General features: G+C 42.3%; 15 protein-coding genes. 4 read left to right on the forward strand and 11 right to left on the reverse strand.

Annotation, left to right across the window (positions count from 1 at the left end; translation table 11 throughout):
- Window positions 1-51 precede the first annotated feature (51 nt).
- The 7 genes from OGI71_RS04415 to OGI71_RS04445 all read right to left on the reverse strand — a co-directional run bounded on the left by OGI71_RS04415 (window position 52) and on the right by OGI71_RS04445 (window position 7718).
- Window positions 52-1059: a hypothetical protein gene (locus OGI71_RS04415; protein ID WP_282254109.1), complete on the reverse strand. Its 1008-nt coding sequence runs from the start codon at window positions 1057-1059 to the stop codon at window positions 52-54.
- A gap of 82 nt (window positions 1060-1141) precedes the next feature.
- Complete coding sequence (locus tag OGI71_RS04420) at window positions 1142-1945, reverse strand: hypothetical protein (RefSeq protein WP_282254111.1); 804 nt, start codon at window positions 1943-1945, stop codon at window positions 1142-1144.
- Between the two features lie 89 nt (window positions 1946-2034).
- Entirely contained in the window at window positions 2035-2742 is a 708-nt protein-coding gene (locus tag OGI71_RS04425; RefSeq protein ID WP_282254112.1) for a hypothetical protein, read from the reverse strand.
- A gap of 124 nt (window positions 2743-2866) precedes the next feature.
- On the reverse strand, window positions 2867-3655 hold the full coding sequence (locus OGI71_RS04430) for an HmuY family protein (protein ID WP_282254114.1): 789 nt from the start codon (window positions 3653-3655) through the stop codon (window positions 2867-2869).
- 156 nt (window positions 3656-3811) lie between these two features.
- Window positions 3812-4504 (reverse strand): hypothetical protein, encoded by a 693-nt coding sequence (locus OGI71_RS04435; protein ID WP_282254115.1) that lies wholly within the window; start codon window positions 4502-4504, stop codon window positions 3812-3814.
- A gap of 29 nt (window positions 4505-4533) precedes the next feature.
- Complete coding sequence (locus OGI71_RS04440; protein WP_282254117.1) at window positions 4534-5289, reverse strand: HmuY family protein; 756 nt, start codon at window positions 5287-5289, stop codon at window positions 4534-4536.
- A 50-nt stretch (window positions 5290-5339) separates the two neighbouring features.
- Window positions 5340-7718 carry a TonB-dependent receptor gene (locus tag OGI71_RS04445; RefSeq protein WP_282254118.1) on the reverse strand — a complete coding sequence of 793 codons (2379 nt, stop codon included), beginning with the start codon at window positions 7716-7718 and terminating at the stop codon, window positions 5340-5342.
- Window positions 7719-8028: 310 nt separating this feature from the next.
- Between OGI71_RS04445 and OGI71_RS04450 the strand changes: the two genes are divergently transcribed.
- The 4 genes from OGI71_RS04450 (at window position 8029) to OGI71_RS04465 (ending at window position 11831) form a co-directional block, all read left to right on the forward strand.
- Window positions 8029-8886, forward strand: a complete 858-nt coding sequence (locus OGI71_RS04450) for an ABC transporter substrate-binding protein (RefSeq protein ID WP_282254120.1) — start codon at window positions 8029-8031, stop codon at window positions 8884-8886.
- Between the two features lie 5 nt (window positions 8887-8891).
- Window positions 8892-9923, forward strand: coding sequence for an iron ABC transporter permease (locus tag OGI71_RS04455; RefSeq protein WP_282254122.1), 1032 nt, complete (start codon window positions 8892-8894; stop codon window positions 9921-9923).
- A 31-nt stretch (window positions 9924-9954) separates the two neighbouring features.
- A complete protein-coding gene (locus tag OGI71_RS04460) occupies window positions 9955-10746 on the forward strand; it encodes a heme ABC transporter ATP-binding protein (RefSeq protein WP_282254124.1) in 792 nt (263 codons plus the stop codon).
- A 122-nt stretch (window positions 10747-10868) separates the two neighbouring features.
- Window positions 10869-11831 (forward strand): AraC family transcriptional regulator, encoded by a 963-nt coding sequence (locus OGI71_RS04465; RefSeq protein ID WP_108633772.1) that lies wholly within the window; start codon window positions 10869-10871, stop codon window positions 11829-11831.
- Here the strand turns inward: OGI71_RS04465 and pdeM are convergent, their stop codons facing one another.
- Genes pdeM through OGI71_RS04485 form a run of 4 tightly spaced genes read right to left on the reverse strand, consistent with a single transcriptional unit; the run spans window position 11832 to window position 17509 of the window.
- Window positions 11832-12488 carry a ligase-associated DNA damage response endonuclease PdeM gene (gene pdeM / locus OGI71_RS04470; protein ID WP_282254130.1) on the reverse strand — a complete coding sequence of 219 codons (657 nt, stop codon included), beginning with the start codon at window positions 12486-12488 and terminating at the stop codon, window positions 11832-11834.
- The gene (locus OGI71_RS04475; RefSeq protein WP_282254132.1) at window positions 12485-14947 is read right to left on the reverse strand and encodes a ligase-associated DNA damage response DEXH box helicase; all 2463 of its coding nucleotides are present in this window, start codon (window positions 14945-14947) and stop codon (window positions 12485-12487) included. The genes pdeM and OGI71_RS04475 overlap by 4 nt, the downstream gene beginning before the upstream one ends.
- A gap of 1 nt (window position 14948) precedes the next feature.
- Window positions 14949-16529, reverse strand: coding sequence for an ATP-dependent DNA ligase (locus OGI71_RS04480; RefSeq protein ID WP_282254133.1), 1581 nt, complete (start codon window positions 16527-16529; stop codon window positions 14949-14951).
- A complete protein-coding gene (locus OGI71_RS04485) occupies window positions 16526-17509 on the reverse strand; it encodes a ligase-associated DNA damage response exonuclease (protein ID WP_282254134.1) in 984 nt (327 codons plus the stop codon). Before OGI71_RS04485 ends, OGI71_RS04480 begins: the two co-directional genes overlap by 4 nt.
- Between the last annotated feature and the right edge of the window lie 174 nt (window positions 17510-17683).

Below are 17683 nucleotides of genomic sequence, written 5' to 3' on the forward strand. Positions count from 1 at the left end.
GATTTTTTATGCTGTTTTCTGATTTATCATCTATGAAAAACGACAGGATTTTTATTCTACAATTTTGATTGGATAATTATAATAGGGAGTGACTTGTGTAATAAAACGATCAAGACGGACCCGTATGCTAATACCATTGTTTAAATCTGAAGAAATGCCTATTGGAGCATCTTCGGGTATCTGCACTTTAATGGATTTTAAATCATCTGAAATACCGAGAAAGTTCAAGGATAAACTGTTGGGGAAACCATCTTCGGTGTAATTTAAATTTACAACTCTAATATCTGACGTTTTGTTCAAATGTCTTGCAGGAAGATTTATAATTTCACCTCTTTTGACCTGCCATTCTTTTGCATGGTTAAAATAGACATAAGGAAGTGACTGATTGGCTGCAACGCTTACGAACTTTTTACTGCTTTTAACAGCAATACCAAATTTGTTCATCACCTGCGCGTAATAATCACCTGAAGGAATTCCCGAGCCATCTTGCTGATCCAAATAGAAAATAATAAGTCCGTTTTCAACTTTATTCAGCATAAGTTTATAACCTTTGTTTTGATCATTGACGAGGTATAGACTGTCGCTGCCATCCAGGGCAAGGTTACGCATTGGAATAGAAAAGTTGCTTTGGCCAACAAGGGCAGTAATCTGTGTGTCTTCGTCTTGAAAAGAAGGTAATAATGCCCCATTCGATAGTTTGACCGTATAGGTCTTGATGGTGCCGTCCTGAGCCTTTACTTGATATTGAGCGCCGTCTTTGAGCGCAATTGCAGTTCCCGAGGCCGGGCTAATGCTTGCATTTTTTGAAATGTTGATAATCGGAGCGACTGTCTCAGGAATAGGCCATTCAGTAGAGCCAGGCCAGGAAACATAAATATTTTCGCCATCCACCGCAGCGACAATAGTATCCTTGCCTCCATTGTAAGGAATTTTGAATGCAGTGATTTCGGTATAGGGGGTCGGAGCGATTTCATACTCCTTCTTGCAAGCTGAAAACACGGTGATTCCCATCGTCAGCAACAGGGCAGGAATGCGATATAATGTGTTTATTTTTTTCATAGTTATGGGGACTTTCTATTGTCAAATGGTATTTCCATAGATGAAAAGCAGATGCAATTCATGAATAGGATAATATGTATAATTAGTTATTGTATATAATTCGAATAGGATTCTTTAAAGTTACCTCACGACAGTAGTAGCGTAATTTGACATAGTAATCACCTGCCGCTGGTACCTTGTTATATTTTAGCGAACTGCCACTACCCGTTATACGTCCCTCAATGGAATTTAATGGTAATTGTATGTAGGCATTGCCAACATTCGGAGGGATACCTGCAGTCAATTGTGTAAAATGATATTCCTTGCCACTCTTGTCCACTAGACTTGCACGAGCTATCGTTAAGTCAGTTTCATAAATTCCGAGGAATGGATAGTTCGGTTGAACAGTATTGACATCAATAAAATTAAAGACATAACCGTATGTCTGATCATATACAACAGGAGTATTTGGATCGGAACTAACCTCTTGTACATTGAGTACTGGTTGGTTACTTTTGACAATCAATGAATAGGTCGCGTTACTGCCATCTGTGGCTGTAACGGGGTATTGAATGGTACGACCTTTGACGAAATAGTCCATCATATTGGTGATCAGTGTATCCGAACCTTGCTTTAGCGTAGCGCCTGTGGCGACTTTTATTTCAGGCTCCAGACTGGTCATATAAAGTCCTTCGGGCAGTGTGACCGTGATCGTTTTATCATCGTTGTTAATGGCGCCGATAACTTCTTTGCTGGTATTAACGATCTTAAAACTGCTGATTCGAGCCGCACTTTCCTGTTCATAAGGTTGAGTTTCGGTTTTCGTACAGGAGCTGGTCAATAGGCCGCTTAGTAAAACGACTGTGGCGATTTTAAATTTTTGTGTGGTTAATAACTGATTTTTCATCTTGGTTTGGAAAGAATCCAGTACCAGCAGAGCTGGTACCGGATTTAAAATTTACAATTCTTATCAAAAAATAAGGGGTTTTACACTTATTACAGTTTCTTATAATCGAAACTCATAAATGGAAAGTTTGTTGCTGCATAACTTGCATTTGGTGTTTCATCTTTATATACACTATTCAAACGTACTTTCCACAAATCACCGGTTGTTTTGTTTTCTAGAATGTAAGTTCTAGGCCCGTAGCTGCTCATAATGTGATTGCTTAGGTTATAGATGTACCAGCCAGTACTGCTTGGATTTCCTGTTCCATTTAGACTGTTAGAGCCAGCTACTCCAGTTGAAATGAGCGTTCCTGAAGTACTTGCTGTCACTGATTCAAATGCTGTATTTACATAATACAGGTTATATTTAGCCGTATTTACGGTCAAGCTTGCATTTGCTGTACCACTAAATTGAAAATCGTAGCTAGTGGATGTACCACCATCATTGGTAATCAAGTTGTAGTAATAAGTGCTTGCTGGATTTTTCCATTGTGTCGTATCCACCAAATCAGGCACTGTGCCTTGATGGAAGTTGCGTGCACCATAGGTGCCAGTTGCAATCGTTTTTAAGTACCCTTTTGTACCGGTTGCGGTAAAGTTTACTGTGCCTCCGATAGTTGTTGAAGGCGTAACAGCGCGTTTGCTGAGTGATTGTTGCTCTACATTTGGTGCAAGTGAATTGTCTTTGCTACATGATACTGTCATGCCAATCGCGGCAAGACCTAAGGCAACGGATAAAGTTGTGAATTTGATTTTCATTTCTTTTTCGTAATTTTGCCACTTCTACAGTGGGCTAGTTAATAAATATATGTTAATTAGTCAATTTGTTACCGGATGTACCTCGACCGTATATCCGGTTTTTTTTGAATAAGAATTGTACTATTTAGGGTTTTATCTCGAATGTCTTACTGCCTTTAGGCACAATGACATAATCAAAGGAGATAAATACGTGTGGTGAATCTTTAAGCCACTCCGCAGGGCTATACAGACCTTTGTACATAGAAACTGGTCTAATCTTCGCGTAATTACCCTTTGCCGTGCGAACGATCAAGGTTCGTGGTTTGATGACTTTACCATTGAGAAGGGTTAAACCCTTGCCAAGTGCGTAAGCCACATGCTCGTTCTGAACAGCATGTTCACGAACCAAACGACCATAAAAGTCATACAATAACCAGCCGACACCGTTTCCTTCGTCACCATTTTGATCCATTCCTATCGCATCGCCAATAAGTTTAAACTCAGAATCAGCCGGTACTTCTGTTACTTCGTCAAAATCTTTTTCAACGATCAGGATGCCACCGGTGGCATTATTGCCATAACCGAAATTGCTGCTGTTTGATCCGTTATTTCCAGAGACATGGCTATTAAAGATATTGCTAAAGGCAATGTCCCAGTTTCGAGTTTGACGATTTGTTTCCGGTACGCCTTTATTGGTCTCCAAGCTATAATACACAGTCGGTGCAGCATTTTGGCCATCGTTTTTATCTGTACCAGCGAAATCGCGTACTTTAATCAATTTATTGTAAAGCCCGGTATTGCTTTCTTCTTCTTTCGGCGGCTCGACAATAGGTTCTACTGTTGGATCTGATTTGCTGCAAGCAGTATGGATTGCCAGACCAATGCAGAGCAATACAATATACTTTGTTCTCGTGAGCTGTCTTGATATGTTCATCTGTTATCTTTGTTTTTATTTAAAATCATTCTAAATAATGGTAAAGGTAAAGAGTTTACCCTATTACTTGTGTATGAAAAATGATATTTTATGTATGGTTTTCGGTTTTAACCGAATTGCAATAAAAAACTATAGGGATTTTATCCCTATAGTTTTTTATTGCAATTCTTGGTAATCGATGGAGTAGAAGAAATAATTATTTGGTGCTACCTCATGATTCATTGTTTCATTTTCATACACGCTGTTCATTCTTATTTTGAAAAACGGTTTGTTATCTTTCAATACAATAATTGTTCGGTTCGCGACCGCCAATACTTGGTGATTTGGTGCGCCGGTATAATTAGCCCAACCAATTACATTTGGTGCATAGGCAGACTGTAGTCCTAACAAATTATTTTTAGCAGCAACGAACTGATCAGTGGCTTTAACTTCATCAAATGCTTTATCAATATATGATAATGTATAGCCCTTCAAACTGTTGGTCGCGAGATCCACATTAGAACCCTTAGCATTGACATAAACCATAAAATTATTACTTGATGCCCCATCATTTTCTTTGAAGTCAAGATAATATGTTGTGGCTGCTGTTGTTGTGGCTTTATTGTCATCACCAACCGTAAATTGTTTGAAATTACGTAGGGAATAGACGTTGCCTTTACGATTGATGGTACCCTGTGAATTGGAGGTTCTGGATATATTAGCGAGGTTGACCGTTTCCCCATCTTTTACTGTAACTTTTGCTTGATATTCCTGCTCAGTAACGATCGTATTATCATCATCCTTGCTACAGGAAGTAAAACCTAAACTCAATGCACATAAAAGTGCCGATGTTGTAAATAATTTGTTCATCTTTAATTTAATTGTGTAATTTTTCCTTATTATAATGTATTTGTATTCAAGTTTTTACTGCCATCTTCCTGCACGTAATATTTAAAAGTGTAGTAGGGGGCGGGCCAGTTCATATTGGTCACTGCTGAGGGATTTCCCTTATAGGCATTGATCAATTGCAATTTGGCATATTTGCCATCAGGTAGGCGAATGGCATAAGTACGGTTTGGGAGAGCCTGCATGATATGCGTACTCAGGCTGTACTGAAACCAGCCGAGCGATTCGGAATTGGATGCCCAGCCAATTTTACCGGTTCCGCTTTTATTGAATTCTTCATCCGAAGGGGCGACCGTAAGGCTTTGGTAAGATTGCTTTAATAGCATGACAGCTGTATTGTTGGCTTCTCCCTGATACCCCGGATTGAATTCATCAACAGCATTATTGACAAAGACTTCAGAATTGTAGGGGCCCGTAAAGGCAATATCCCAGTCTTCTGTCTTTAACCACTGAGCTGAATCGGCCTTTGTCTTGATCCAGATTTGTTTTTGATCTTTAAAGCGAAAGAGGAATGTGTAGAATGGCCGTTTTTCTTTACCCTCGACACCATCACCCATCGCGGCGTCTGTGTCACCTGCCAGATCTTTAATGACCACACTCTTGCCATCTTCTAGTCCAATCGTATAGTCTTTGTCCTTCCCGCAGGAAAGGAGCATAAGTGCCAGAAAACCTGAAAAAATACAACGTCCAATCTTATGAAATGAAAGCCAGATGCTGCATTCCGCTATAATGATGTTAATTGTTCTCATTGTTTTATCTACTATTTTGTGTACTTCTCTTTAGCTTTAATATCCAATCTCTAACCCTTCATCCATCGATAACTGACTCCGCCCATAATTACCCTGCCCGGCTGGCCCAAAAGGTAGCGGCTGGTGAAATTGAATAGGTTGTCGCCGATCAGACGAAAGGTTAATCTTCGGTTCATTAGACTTTTTTCGACCGTCATATTCACAAGTGTATGGTAGGGGATAAAGATGTCATATTTGTCAATGAATTGATTGCCGTTATTCTCCTGAAAGGGTGTTTTTCCACGGAAATTGATGCGGGCATTGACGTTTACTCCCCAAGGTTTATATTCGTATTGGGCTTTGAAATTGAACATATGGCGCGAACGGTCCTCAATTCCCCAATAGTCTGATTTTTTACTTTGCCGATAGAGGTCGGTTGCTGCATCATTGATTTGGTTATAGGGGTAATTGCCAGCTGCAATGCTATCCAACACACTGAGATCTTTGGCAATAAGGTATTGATAACCCATGGACAATTGTAGATCTTTGGTCGCCTGATAGGTCATGGAGACTTCAAAACCTTTGTTCATCGCTTTCGGTAAATTACGGTAACTGTAGATCTGTGCGATACTGGTACCGTTACCTACGCTGACGGTATTGATCTGATTGTTGATGCGGTGATAGAAAAGGGAGAAATCTGCCTGAAATTTCTTTGAAGGATTCCAGGTTAGTCCGATATTGTTGGACAGGCTAGTCTCGGCCTTTAGGTTGCCGGCGACTAAATTCAGCATATAGCTGTTCTTATAACTCAATTCGCCCGCCTGGTCCATGGCGGCAATAACGTCGGCTACCCGTTCGCTTCCCACAACTAGATAGTTGGCGGCTGGGTTGAAGAAGACCTGATAGCGCATCTTGTAGTCTGGTGCTTTGAATCCTGCACCAAGGCCGCCTTTGACCAATAAGGTTGGACTGATATGGTATTGCAAACCCAAGCTTGGACTCAAATGCCCGTTATAGACGTTGGTTTGATCATAGCGCAAGCCTAATGTCGTCAGCAAACGGTCAATAGGTTTCCATTCCGTCTGAAGATAGACAAATGCGCTGTTCAATGAGCGTTTGGCATCCAGGTCCTGATTGTCCATTTGCTCTACACTGCCACCTATTCCACCGGTGAACTTAAGTTGTTGCACCGGACTGTAGGCAAATTGTTGTTCGATGCGATGTACATTTTGGCCAAATTCTTCAGCGCTGGCCAAAACCCCTTGTTGCAGCCACTGTGCCGCAATCTGAGAATGGAATCTGGAAAAGTAATATCGTGTCATGCTACGCAGGCTCGAATCAAAATTGTGGTCGTAGCTGGCCGATAGATTAATGTCCTGATCTTTTTGTTTATCCTGTAGCGTTCTATCCTCCGACCAGGCATTGATCATTTCGGATTCACGCGCTGCAAATCGACCCGTGATGCCCAGTGTTCCAAGTTTACTGGTGCGGTAGCGTACCCGTCCCTGAAAGCTATAGTTGGTATAGGGGGGGAAGGTTGTACTTTTCGAGTTGAGGTATTGTTTGTCGGTATTGAAACCATCCGTCCGGTAATAGTTGCCGGAGACAACAGCGCTGCCGCGCTGATTGGAAAATGGTGTTTCGCCCTCTATTGTTGCATCGACCGTATTTAATGTGCCGTAGAGTAGCGAAGCATGTGCTTGGGGGGTTAGGGCGCCATGACGTGTAATGATATTGATAGCACCGCCAAGTGCATCGCTGCCGTATAAACAGGACGATGCTCCCTTAATGATCTCAATGCGTTCGATATTGGTCACTGAAATACGTGAAAGGTCAAAATTACCGCTATTACGGCCAAGCATAGGCTGCCCGTCGACCAAGACCATGACATAGTTGCTGCTAAACCCCTGAATTTGCACACCTACAGCTCTGGAGCCACCTGCAATATCGTTCACAATGGCAATACCGGTCTGCTCTTTCAGCACTTCGTCTAACCTCCGACTCCCCATCAATTCAATCTCTCTCTTGGTAATGACCTTGACCGGCATAGCTGCATTTTCAGCTTTGATCAAGTTATCAACAGCTTCCAATTTGCGGTTGACCTCAACCTCGTCGATCTGACGGTTATCTGTTTGTAAAGTGATTGTGAGTTGCTGGTTTTTATCCGTCAAATCTACAAATTGACGCAGCTCCTTATAGCCTAATGCTTGCGCGACAAGTTCATAACGGCCCGTATAAAGTTTATTAAATTGAAATCTCCCGGCTGTATCGGTCTTAAAAGCGTATTTATCCGGATACAAATAGACGGTCGCACTGGCTATTGCCTTGTTCGACTCGTTTTTTAAAGTTCCAGAAATCTTCCATTTTTCCTGGGCTTGCACAACATAAATTTGGCAGGCACATAAGGTGATTATCGTATTTATTCGAATAGAAGAGAGGTTTTTAAACACTATTTTTATTTTTAATCATTCTAAATAATGTTGCAAAAAACGGGAATACTATTGGATTTTTCTATATGCAAATTGTCATAAATTCTATTTATTTCGATTTTTATTATTGGTAAGGGGGTTGATTTTTCAGTGTATTAGTCTGTTTTACAGCTGTATATATTGTTTTTGTTGTTGTTTGAGTTTATTTATATGGATTGAAAATAATTTGTATTTAGACTGATTATTGATTTGTTTTGTAGTCAAATAACAGTGCTGTGCCGAAAAATTGGAATCAAAATTCTGTACAGTTTTAAAGGAGTTAAAGAAAGAGATGCGTAGAATTTACTTAATTATGCTATGTTGTTTGTTGCATATCGGCGGATGGGCAAACGCGCAGCAACGGATTATTACATTGAACAGTTCGCTGACGGAAACAATTTATGGGCTTGGTTTAGGCGATCGCATGATCGCAACAGATGTGACCAGCATCTCCCCAAAAGCTGCAGCAGCATTGCCGCGGGTGAGTAAAAACCGTTCTGTTTCGGCTGAAGGGGTATTGTCTTTTAAACCTACGCTTGTACTAGCAAATGAGGGGGATGTGGCCAATGCGGTCATTCAGCAGATCCGTGCCGCCGGTGTAAAGTTTATTTCGGTCAAACCGAATTATTCTGCTACTGGCGCTTTACGCTATATCCAGGAAGTGGCGGATGCTATCGGAGAGCCATCCTTAGGGAAATCTTTGGTATCACATACAAAAATAAGTTTGGATCATACACTAGCATTGGTGAAAAAAGAAAATAAAGGTAAAGCAGTTCCGAAAGTATTGTTTTTGTATGCGCGCGGAACAGGGACAATGAGTGTGGCAGGAAAGGGTAGCAGCCTGGATGCCATGATCAATTTAGCCGGTGGAAAGAATGCCGTACAGGAATTTTCGGATTTTAAGCCGTATACGACGGAGGCATTGGTGCAGGCCAATCCAGATATTATATTACTGTTTGATTTTGGTGCGAGTAGCTTAGGTGGAAAAGAAGCTATTCTTAAATTGCCGGGGATGCGCATCACGAATGCCGGTAAAAATGAACGTATACTGGTGATGAATGCCTCCTTACTAGTCAACTTTAGTAATCGGCTGCCTGATGCGATCTTGGAACTGCACCGTGGATTTGGAAAAGTAATGGATTCAAAATAGATCAGGTGCAAAAGAAACAAAAGTTAATATTGCTGGCTTTGAGCCTGATATTGTTTATTACGTGTATTATTGCATTAGGTCTGGGAGCCTATCATATACCTCCGGGGGATATTTTATCCATGCTCATGCAGAAGCTGCATTTGTCTGCAATTTCTAATCAAGACAGCATGCATGCCGACGTTTTATTTGAGATCCGTATGCCACGTTTATTACTGGGGCTTTTGGTCGGAGCCGCTCTGGGTATCTCGGGCGCCGCCATTCAGGGAATTTTTCGAAATCCGCTCGCAGAGCCCGGGTTAATCGGTATTTCTTCTGGCGCCTCCTTGTTCGCTGTACTGATTATCGCATTTGAAACGTTCCTGCTGACCTCGCTGTCAGCGTGGCTGGGTTATTATATTTTGGCTTTTGGTGCTTTTGTCGGTGCCGGACTAACTGCATTTTTAGTGTATCGCATTGCCAGTAAAAATGGCCGCCCCAATGTGACAACGATGCTGTTGGCAGGTATCGCCATCAATGCATTTGCGGGCGCGCTTACAGGTTTGATGACTTACATGTCTACAGAGCAACAGCTCCGCACCATTACGTTTTGGATGCTGGGCAGTCTAGGGGGTGCAACCTGGGACAATTTATTGGCTATAGGTCCTTTTATATGTATCTCTCTGCTTATTCTTCCGTTTTTTGGAAAGTCTTTGAATGCATTTGCCCTGGGTGAACTCCAGGCTGATTTATTGGGGATGCGTACTGATCGTGTAAAAAGGTGGGTGGTCATCTTATCGACTTTGGCTGTCGGTGCCTCGGTAGCTGTCTCGGGAATTATTGGTTTTGTAGGACTTATTGTCCCGCATACTATACGTCTGATGGGAGGGCCAGATCATCGTTTTGTACTTCCGGGCTCGCTGCTCTTAGGTGCTTTGGTGCTGACGCTGGCGGACGTTATCGCCAGGGTATTGGTAGCACCCATAGAATTGCCTATCGGTGTGATTACGGCCCTGTTGGGGACGCCTGTATTTTTGTATATTTTAATCAAGGATAAATAGTCTTCTTTCGGATGTTTAAATACTATTTTTTATGTTGCGTGTAGAAAAAATCAACTATGAGGTGAAAGGCCGAAAACTACTGAAAGACATCACCTTTCAGGTTCGTAAAGGTGAGATTTTAGCTGTCCTTGGAGCTAATGGGGCCGGAAAGTCTACCTTGATGGGGCTCCTGTGTGGTGAAAAGAAGCCTGATTCTGGACAGATTCATTTCAATGGCAAATTGTTGTCTGCGTACGATGCAGCGACATTGTCCAAATGCAGGGCCCTTATGAGCCAGCAGCAACAGATTACATTGAGTTTTAAGGTGGAAGAGATTGTATTAATGGGGAGGTATCCGCATTATAAAAATACGCCCACAGTGCGTGATCATCAGGTGGTGTCCGAAACGATGGAGCTCTGTGGTGTCACGGCATTCGCTGACCGGGATTTTTTGAGCCTTTCAGGGGGGGAGCAACAACGTGTTCATCTCGCGCGTGTTTTAGCACAGATCTGGGATAATCCCGATGCGCTCCTGTTACTTGACGAACCTATTTCGGCTTTAGATCTGCATTATCAGCAAAAGGTGCTGGCGATTGCACGTGCATTGGCCCGTAAAGGATTTATGGTTATTTTGATTGTCCATGATGTTAATTTTGCAGCGATGTATGCCGACCGAATCCTAATGCTCAAACATGGACGTAAACTCTTTCATGGTACACCAGTGGAGGTTTTGGCACAGAAGGAAATCTACACGATTTTTTCGGTTGAATCCAATGTGATTATGAATCCACGAACATTGAAGCCTTATGTTCAATTGAAGGAGATGGAGATTGACCTGGAGTAGACCTGACAATCTTCACGTTGCTTCTGTCTAATAGGGATTTATTTAGATAGATTATAAATAATTTTTATTTACCACCCTAATTCGTTAATTTTAACTGTATCAGGCTTATTTGGATTGTAATCATGTTGGTGAAAAGTAAAATAGTTGAGTTGGCGGATTGGCTTTTTGAAGAAGAAATTCCAGACGGATATGTGCCTGATAAGCCTTTAGTTGAAAATAAAATCACGATCCATACGGAGCCCGTTCACATGGAGAATTTTCAGCTTTCTACCTCGGGTTTGTTTATATTGCATTCGAAAATGCAATTTGATCGACCTGTTCAGATATTGACCGAAATCGAAGGGGAGACCATTACCAGTCAATTTATATTCTTTAAACCGGTGGACAGTAAATTGCCCTATGGGATGAGCAGGCATAATATCCGGTATATACCTTCTGTTAAATCGGTTCATCAAGTGGAGCCCGGTATTGAGTATACGTATTTTATTGCTGTGATATCCAAGGAGTATTACCTGAACCTTATTAAGCGGGATTCATTATTGCACCAGCAATTTGTACATGAAATTGAAAAAGGGGAATATACATCGTTTTCAGAAGAAGATCTGATGGCGACCTATGAGATGCAGCACACCATAGCCGAACTCATCGAATCCAAGAAGAAAGGTGAGATACGTCGGCTGCATACTGAGTCTCGCATTGTTGAATTGCTAATGTACCAATTTGAGCAGTATAACGAGAAAAATGATCAGGCCGTTTCGTTGTTCCATGACGAAGATGTGCAACGCCTGGAGCTGGCCCGGCAGATTCTCGAACAGCGTATTGCCAATCCACCGACACAAAAAGAACTCGCGGCAGAGGTATTGACAAGTGAAAGTAAGCTGCGAAAGGATTTTAAAGAATATTTTTCGGTTACAATCCACGATTATCTCACTCGAATCCGCATGGAAAAAGCCAAAAGTTATTTATTGGATGATAAGATGACAGTTTATGAAGTTGCTTTGCTGACCGGATATGGTCATCAGAATAACTTTAGCAGTGCGTTTAAAAAATACTATGGAATTTCCCCCGGCGAGCTTAAAATGTAATTAGCTATTCTTTAGCGGCAGGATTATTTCATCGTGCAAAGCATAGCAATCGTACTCCGGCGGCATTTTTCGGCTATCCAATCCCGTAAACTTGCTAAATGCCGGTAGAATAATCTGCTGTGCGGAGACCCAGAAGCAGGGCAGACGGAGATGTTTATTGGGGGGAAGCTTAATACTGACGCCCGGATGAATATGTCCACTGATGGTGAAAGCCGAAGGAGCTATGATCGGTTCATGTATAAAGGAGATCTGCTCCAGCTCGAATTTGTCGTTGTGATAGATCAAATCAATCTGCTTAGCTAATTTCTCCACCTTTCTATCATGGTTACCCAGGACGAGATGAAAATTGAGATCAGCATATTTTTGTTTAAACGCTGCCAGTAAAAGTACTTCCTGATTGACTCCTGCATGAATAAGGTCGCCGACAACCAAAATATTACCCGCCTGGTAGTGATCAATTAAAGAAGCTAGTCTTTGGAGGTCGAGGCTAGATGTATCTGAAGGGATAGGAATTCCATGTTTACGGAAATGTGCGGCTTTACCAAGGTGAAGGTCGGATAGAATGAGGGTATTCTGCTTCGGCCAAAAGATAGTACGTTGATTGTTAAGGATAAGGGTTTGTTTATTGAATGTAATGTGCTGTTCCTGTATATTCATTTTCTTCGCCCACGTTTTGATTTATTTGCATGCTCCATGCGTTGAATCCGCTCGATCAACGCTTCACTAGAAAGGGACTGACGTAAACTGTCCACTTTGATCGGGAAACTTAACGGTGTATATTCCTCTGCAAAGGTATAGATGATTTGGCTATTGTTTATTCTCTCAAATGCTTTTATCAGACGGTATTCCTCGAGTTGTTGGTTGAACACTTCGGTGAAAGCTTGCTTTAACAATAGATTGTCCGGATCATGATCCATTAAAACACGAAATATAATACCCGAGGAAGCTTGCAAGGATTTGTTGTTTTGTTGGGTTCCGGGATAGTTTTGTATCACCAATCCGGAAATTACAGCAATATCGCGGAATTTGCGGCTCGCCATTTCAGCGGAATTGATGCTACTGATCACGTCCTGCATAAGATTCTCCCGGCTCAGTACCTCGGTTAATTGCGCTTGATCCAATTTAATTTCTTTATCGGAATAAAGTTCGAAGCCATAGTCATTCATGGCCATGGAAAAACTAATGGGATAGCGTTTGCTGATGCGGTAAGCGACGAGAGCAGCCATGACTTCGTGGATCAATCGCCCTTCCAGCGGATAGAAAAACAGATGGTGTCCCTCTCTGGTCTTGATGTGTTCGACAAGAAATTCTGATTCATTGGGGACAGCCGAAAGGCTTTGCTGCTTCTGGATCAACGGCGCCAGGAAGCGCAATTCTTTTTCAGTGTTGTCGGGGCTTATTGCTTCTGCAAGTTTTTTACGTAGAAAATGGCTCAGGTTGGAGGAAAGCGGTAATCTACCTCCCAGCCAACTCGGAGTGATGGCCTTACCAGATGAATTTTTGACAAATACAGTCATATCCTTGACCATAACAAGTTCGAGAATCCGGCCAGCAAGGTTAAATCGTTCGCCTTTCTTCAATTTGCTGATAAAATATTCCTCAATCATACCGATATATCCGCCCGAGAGGAACTTTACGCGCATCATCGCATCACCAACAATAGCGCCGATATTCAGCCGATGGAGCAGGGCGATGCGTCTATTTTTTATTATCCAGTTGCCATCATTGTCCTGTACTACTTTGTGAAATTCTTCATAACGTTTGCCGATTTTGCCACCTGCGGTGATAAAATACATACACCATTGCCATTCCTCATCTTCCATATAGTGGAACGCATGGGTCCGGGCAACGATCTGATGGAGTTCTGTCGATTGGAAACCGCCCCCGAGCGCGATCGTGACCATAAATTGCACTAACACATCGAAACTCTGGACCATGGGGTCGCGGTTTTCTATCGTTTGAGTTTTGACAGCTTCCTTTAAAGCGGCAACTTCGACGAGTTCCAGGGAATGTGTCGGAACGAAATAGATAATGGATGTTTCAAAAGGGCTGTGGCCACTTCTTCCGGCGCGTTGCATAAATCTGGCGACACCTTTGCTTGATCCGATTTGAATCACGGTGTCCACAGGCTTAAAATCCACGCCCAAATCAAGTGATGAAGTAGATACCACTGCTTTTAGCTTTCCACTGCTCAGATTTTCTTCGATCCATTCGCGTATGTGAGCATCTACTGAACTGTGATGTAGCGCAATCTGTCCCGCAAAATCGGGATGCGCTTGTAGTAATAGCTGATACCAAAGTTCACTTTGGCTACGGGTATTGGTGAAAAGGATCGTACTCTTACTTTCCAGTATAATGGGGACAACCTGATTTACGAGATTGCCTCCAAGATGCCCGGCCCAGGGAAGGAGCTCCACTTTGTCGGGATAGATGGATCTGATCGCAATTTTCTTTTTCTCCTTTGCGATAATCTGCACGCTCTTTTTTGCTGCCGGCAACAGTACATCCATTGCTTGATCCAGATTGCCTATGGTGGCGGTGATACCCCAGATCTGGAGATCCTTATATTTATATTTTAAGTATGATAATGCCAGTTCTACCATGACACCACGTTTATTTCCAATAAGTTCGTGCCATTCATCTATAGTAATACAGCGGATATTTTTGAAATATTTGTCACGTTGTTTTTGAGCGAGCAGGAGATGAAGGCTTTCTGGAGTCACCAAAAGGATATCGGGCATTGCTTTGGTTTGTTGCGCTCTGATCTTTGGATCAGTGTCCCCATTCCGTACCTGTACAATCCAATCCAATCCGATATCGTCTATAGCGGTCTGCATTGCTCTCGCTAAATCCTTTGCCAGGGAGCGCAAAGGCGTGATCCATAGTAATTTTAGTCCTTTTTGGTAGCGTTCGGGATGATTCATGTAATCGATCAAGACCGCCATAAACACCGAAAATGTCTTGCCAAATCCTGTCGGGGCAATGACCATTCCACTGTATCCCAGCATGTACCGGTCCCAGGTTTTAACCTGAAAGCCAAAAGGGGTATTGCCCAAGGATTCAAAATAACGATTGACGACCTTGAATCCTTCACTGTGTATTATCTTCTGACTCAACTTATGGTATTAGTTTTTTAATATTTTCCAATGTATCTATATCCGCTGCTTTTTTGTCCCTGCGCCAACGCAAAATGCGTGGGAAGCGCAGGGCGACCCCCGATTTGTGGCGTTTGCTGTAGCCTATTCCTTCGAAGGCAATTTCAAATACAAGTTCGGGTTTAACAGTTCTTACGGGTCCGAATTTCTCCACGGCATTCTGCCGAATATAGCGACTGACCTCTAGTATCTCTTTATCTGTGAGTCCTGAATATGCTTTTGCAATGCTTACTAAGTGATCACCATCTTTAACCGCAAAGGTATAGTCTGTATAATGTGCACTTCTGCGACCGCTGCCCTTTTGTGCATATATCAACACGGCATCAATGGTCATGGGATTGACTTTCCATTTCCACCAGCCACCTTTTTTTCGGCCAACATAATAGATGGAGTCTTTCTTTTTAAGCATAATGCCTTCACTGTTCAGCGCACGTGAGGCCGCTTGTAATTTCCGTAGGTCGGACCAATTTTCACCATGAATAAGTGGAGACAATTGGATTGTGGGACCAACTTGACCTTGGCACAACTGTTCCAATAATTTACGCCTTTCTTGCAGCGGCTCAGATCGGAGGTCTTTACCATCCAGCTCCAATAAATCATAAAGGTATGCAACAATAGGGACTTCTTCACGTAAAGTCTTGGAAATTACCTTGCGATTGATCCTTTTTTGTAGTTCATTAAAATTCAATATCTGACCTTCTTTCGCGGCGAGGATTTCACCATCCAAGACAAAGCTCCCTTTCCATTGTTTGAGCGCATCGGTGATCTCTGGGAACTGTACAGTGACAAGTTCCTCGCCTCTTGACCAGATAAAGATTTCGTCGCTTCGTTTTATCAGCTGTCCGCGTATACCGTCCCATTTGTATTCGCATTGCCATTCCGCAATCAGACCGAGTTCTTCCACTTCTTTTTCAACAGGGTAGGCCAGACAAAAGGGATATGGTTTTGAGAGGCTGGTATCGCTATATTCGCCACGAACGAGTTTGTCAAATGCGTATTCATGAGGATTCCACTCGCCCATAATACTGTGGGTAACAATACTTGGTTCGATCTGGAGATGTGTCGCAATGGTATTTATCAGCCCTTTGGACGATATTCCTAAGCGAAAGCTGCCACCCAACAATTTGTTGAAAATAAAACGCTCAATGGTGTTGAGCTTGTTCCAGGAAGTGAGCACAAAAGCTTTTTTTTCTTCCATTGAAGCATTTGCCAACTGTAGGATTTCTTCCATCCATTCGCTGAGACTTTTGTCTATTTTTTCAGATGCGGGGGGCAGTAATAAAGCTAAGGTTTCGGAGAGGTCACCGACAGCAGCGTAGCATTCGATAAACAACCATTCTGGAATACCGGTAATTTCCATTACCCAAGTTTTAAGTTCTTTGGCGGAAATCGCACGCCTTGGCCTTTTGCCGGTCATTAAAGCGAGAAACCAGCGTTTATCTTTCTCAGGTGCAAAGGTTAAAAAGCGGATAATCGCTTCTTTTTTTAAACTGGCTTTATTGCTGCTGTCCAGCGCATTGATCAATGTCGCAAATTCTATCATACGCTTAATTCTTCTCCGTAATTCGTATTTACTTCCTCGGCTTCAATACCTATTTCATTTAGATATTTGCTGAATGAGGCTGTCTGTCCATGCGTGACATACACTTTTTCAGCCTCACTTTCCTTTACTGCCTGCAGCAATCCATTCCAGTCCGCATGATCGCTGATAGCGAAACCTGCATCTGCGCTGCGCCATCTTCGTGCACCACGGATTTGCATCCAGCCGGAGCAGATCGCATAGGCAACATGTGGTATCTTTTGGAGCAGTTGCGTATCAAGTAATGCCGGTGGTAGCAATACGATCTTGCCGTCGAGCTGTTTCATATCCGTCATCGGGTCGATAATTTGATAGGATGGTAATTTTATACCGGCATCGCTATAGGCCATATTTAATTTAGCGATACTATTATGCACATATATTTGGCCCATATCCTTTACCGCATTTAATATCCTTTGGGACTTGCCCAATGAGTAGCCAATAAATACGGATGTCTTTTTGTATCCCTGATTGTGTGTGATCCATGCATTTAATCGTTGATTTTGGATTTCGACACTTTCCCAGCGATAGAGCGGCAGACCAAAAGTACTTTCGGTAATTAGCTCATGACATTTTACGGGTTCAAATGGGGTAGACAGCCCATCATCCTGGATCTTGTAATCTCCGGTAAAGACCGTCACTTTACCTTTGTATTCCAATCGTATCTGTGCTGAGCCAATGATATGCCCTGCAGGATGTAAAGAAATTTTTACACCGTTGATCTGGATCGTCTGGTTGTAAGCTAAGCCTTCAATCCGAATATCGGACCCAATACGACTTTTCAATATACCAACGGTAAAATGGTGACAAAGATACTTGTTCATGCCCGGGCGCGCATGGTCTGCATGGCCATGTGTAATGATAGCAAGATCAACCGGTTGCCATGGGTCCAGGTAAAATTTGCCGGGAATACAATAAATGCCTTTTGATGTGAATTGAATCATATCGAATCCTTGTTTTTGACAACATGACTTCTATTTGTAGCATGTTATGTATTCAAACAGGCAGGGATAAGTTAAAGTTTTGTTTATTTTTTAGTGAAAGTCGATCCTAGTGATTAAATTGCGGGGGTAAGGAAATTTTTTACCTGAAGAATGGATCCGGTTAATTTTTTTACA

Origin of the sequence: Sphingobacterium sp. ML3W, assembly GCF_029542085.1 — a bacterium.
In the GTDB taxonomy this organism is placed as follows: Bacteria; Bacteroidota; Bacteroidia; order Sphingobacteriales; family Sphingobacteriaceae; genus Sphingobacterium.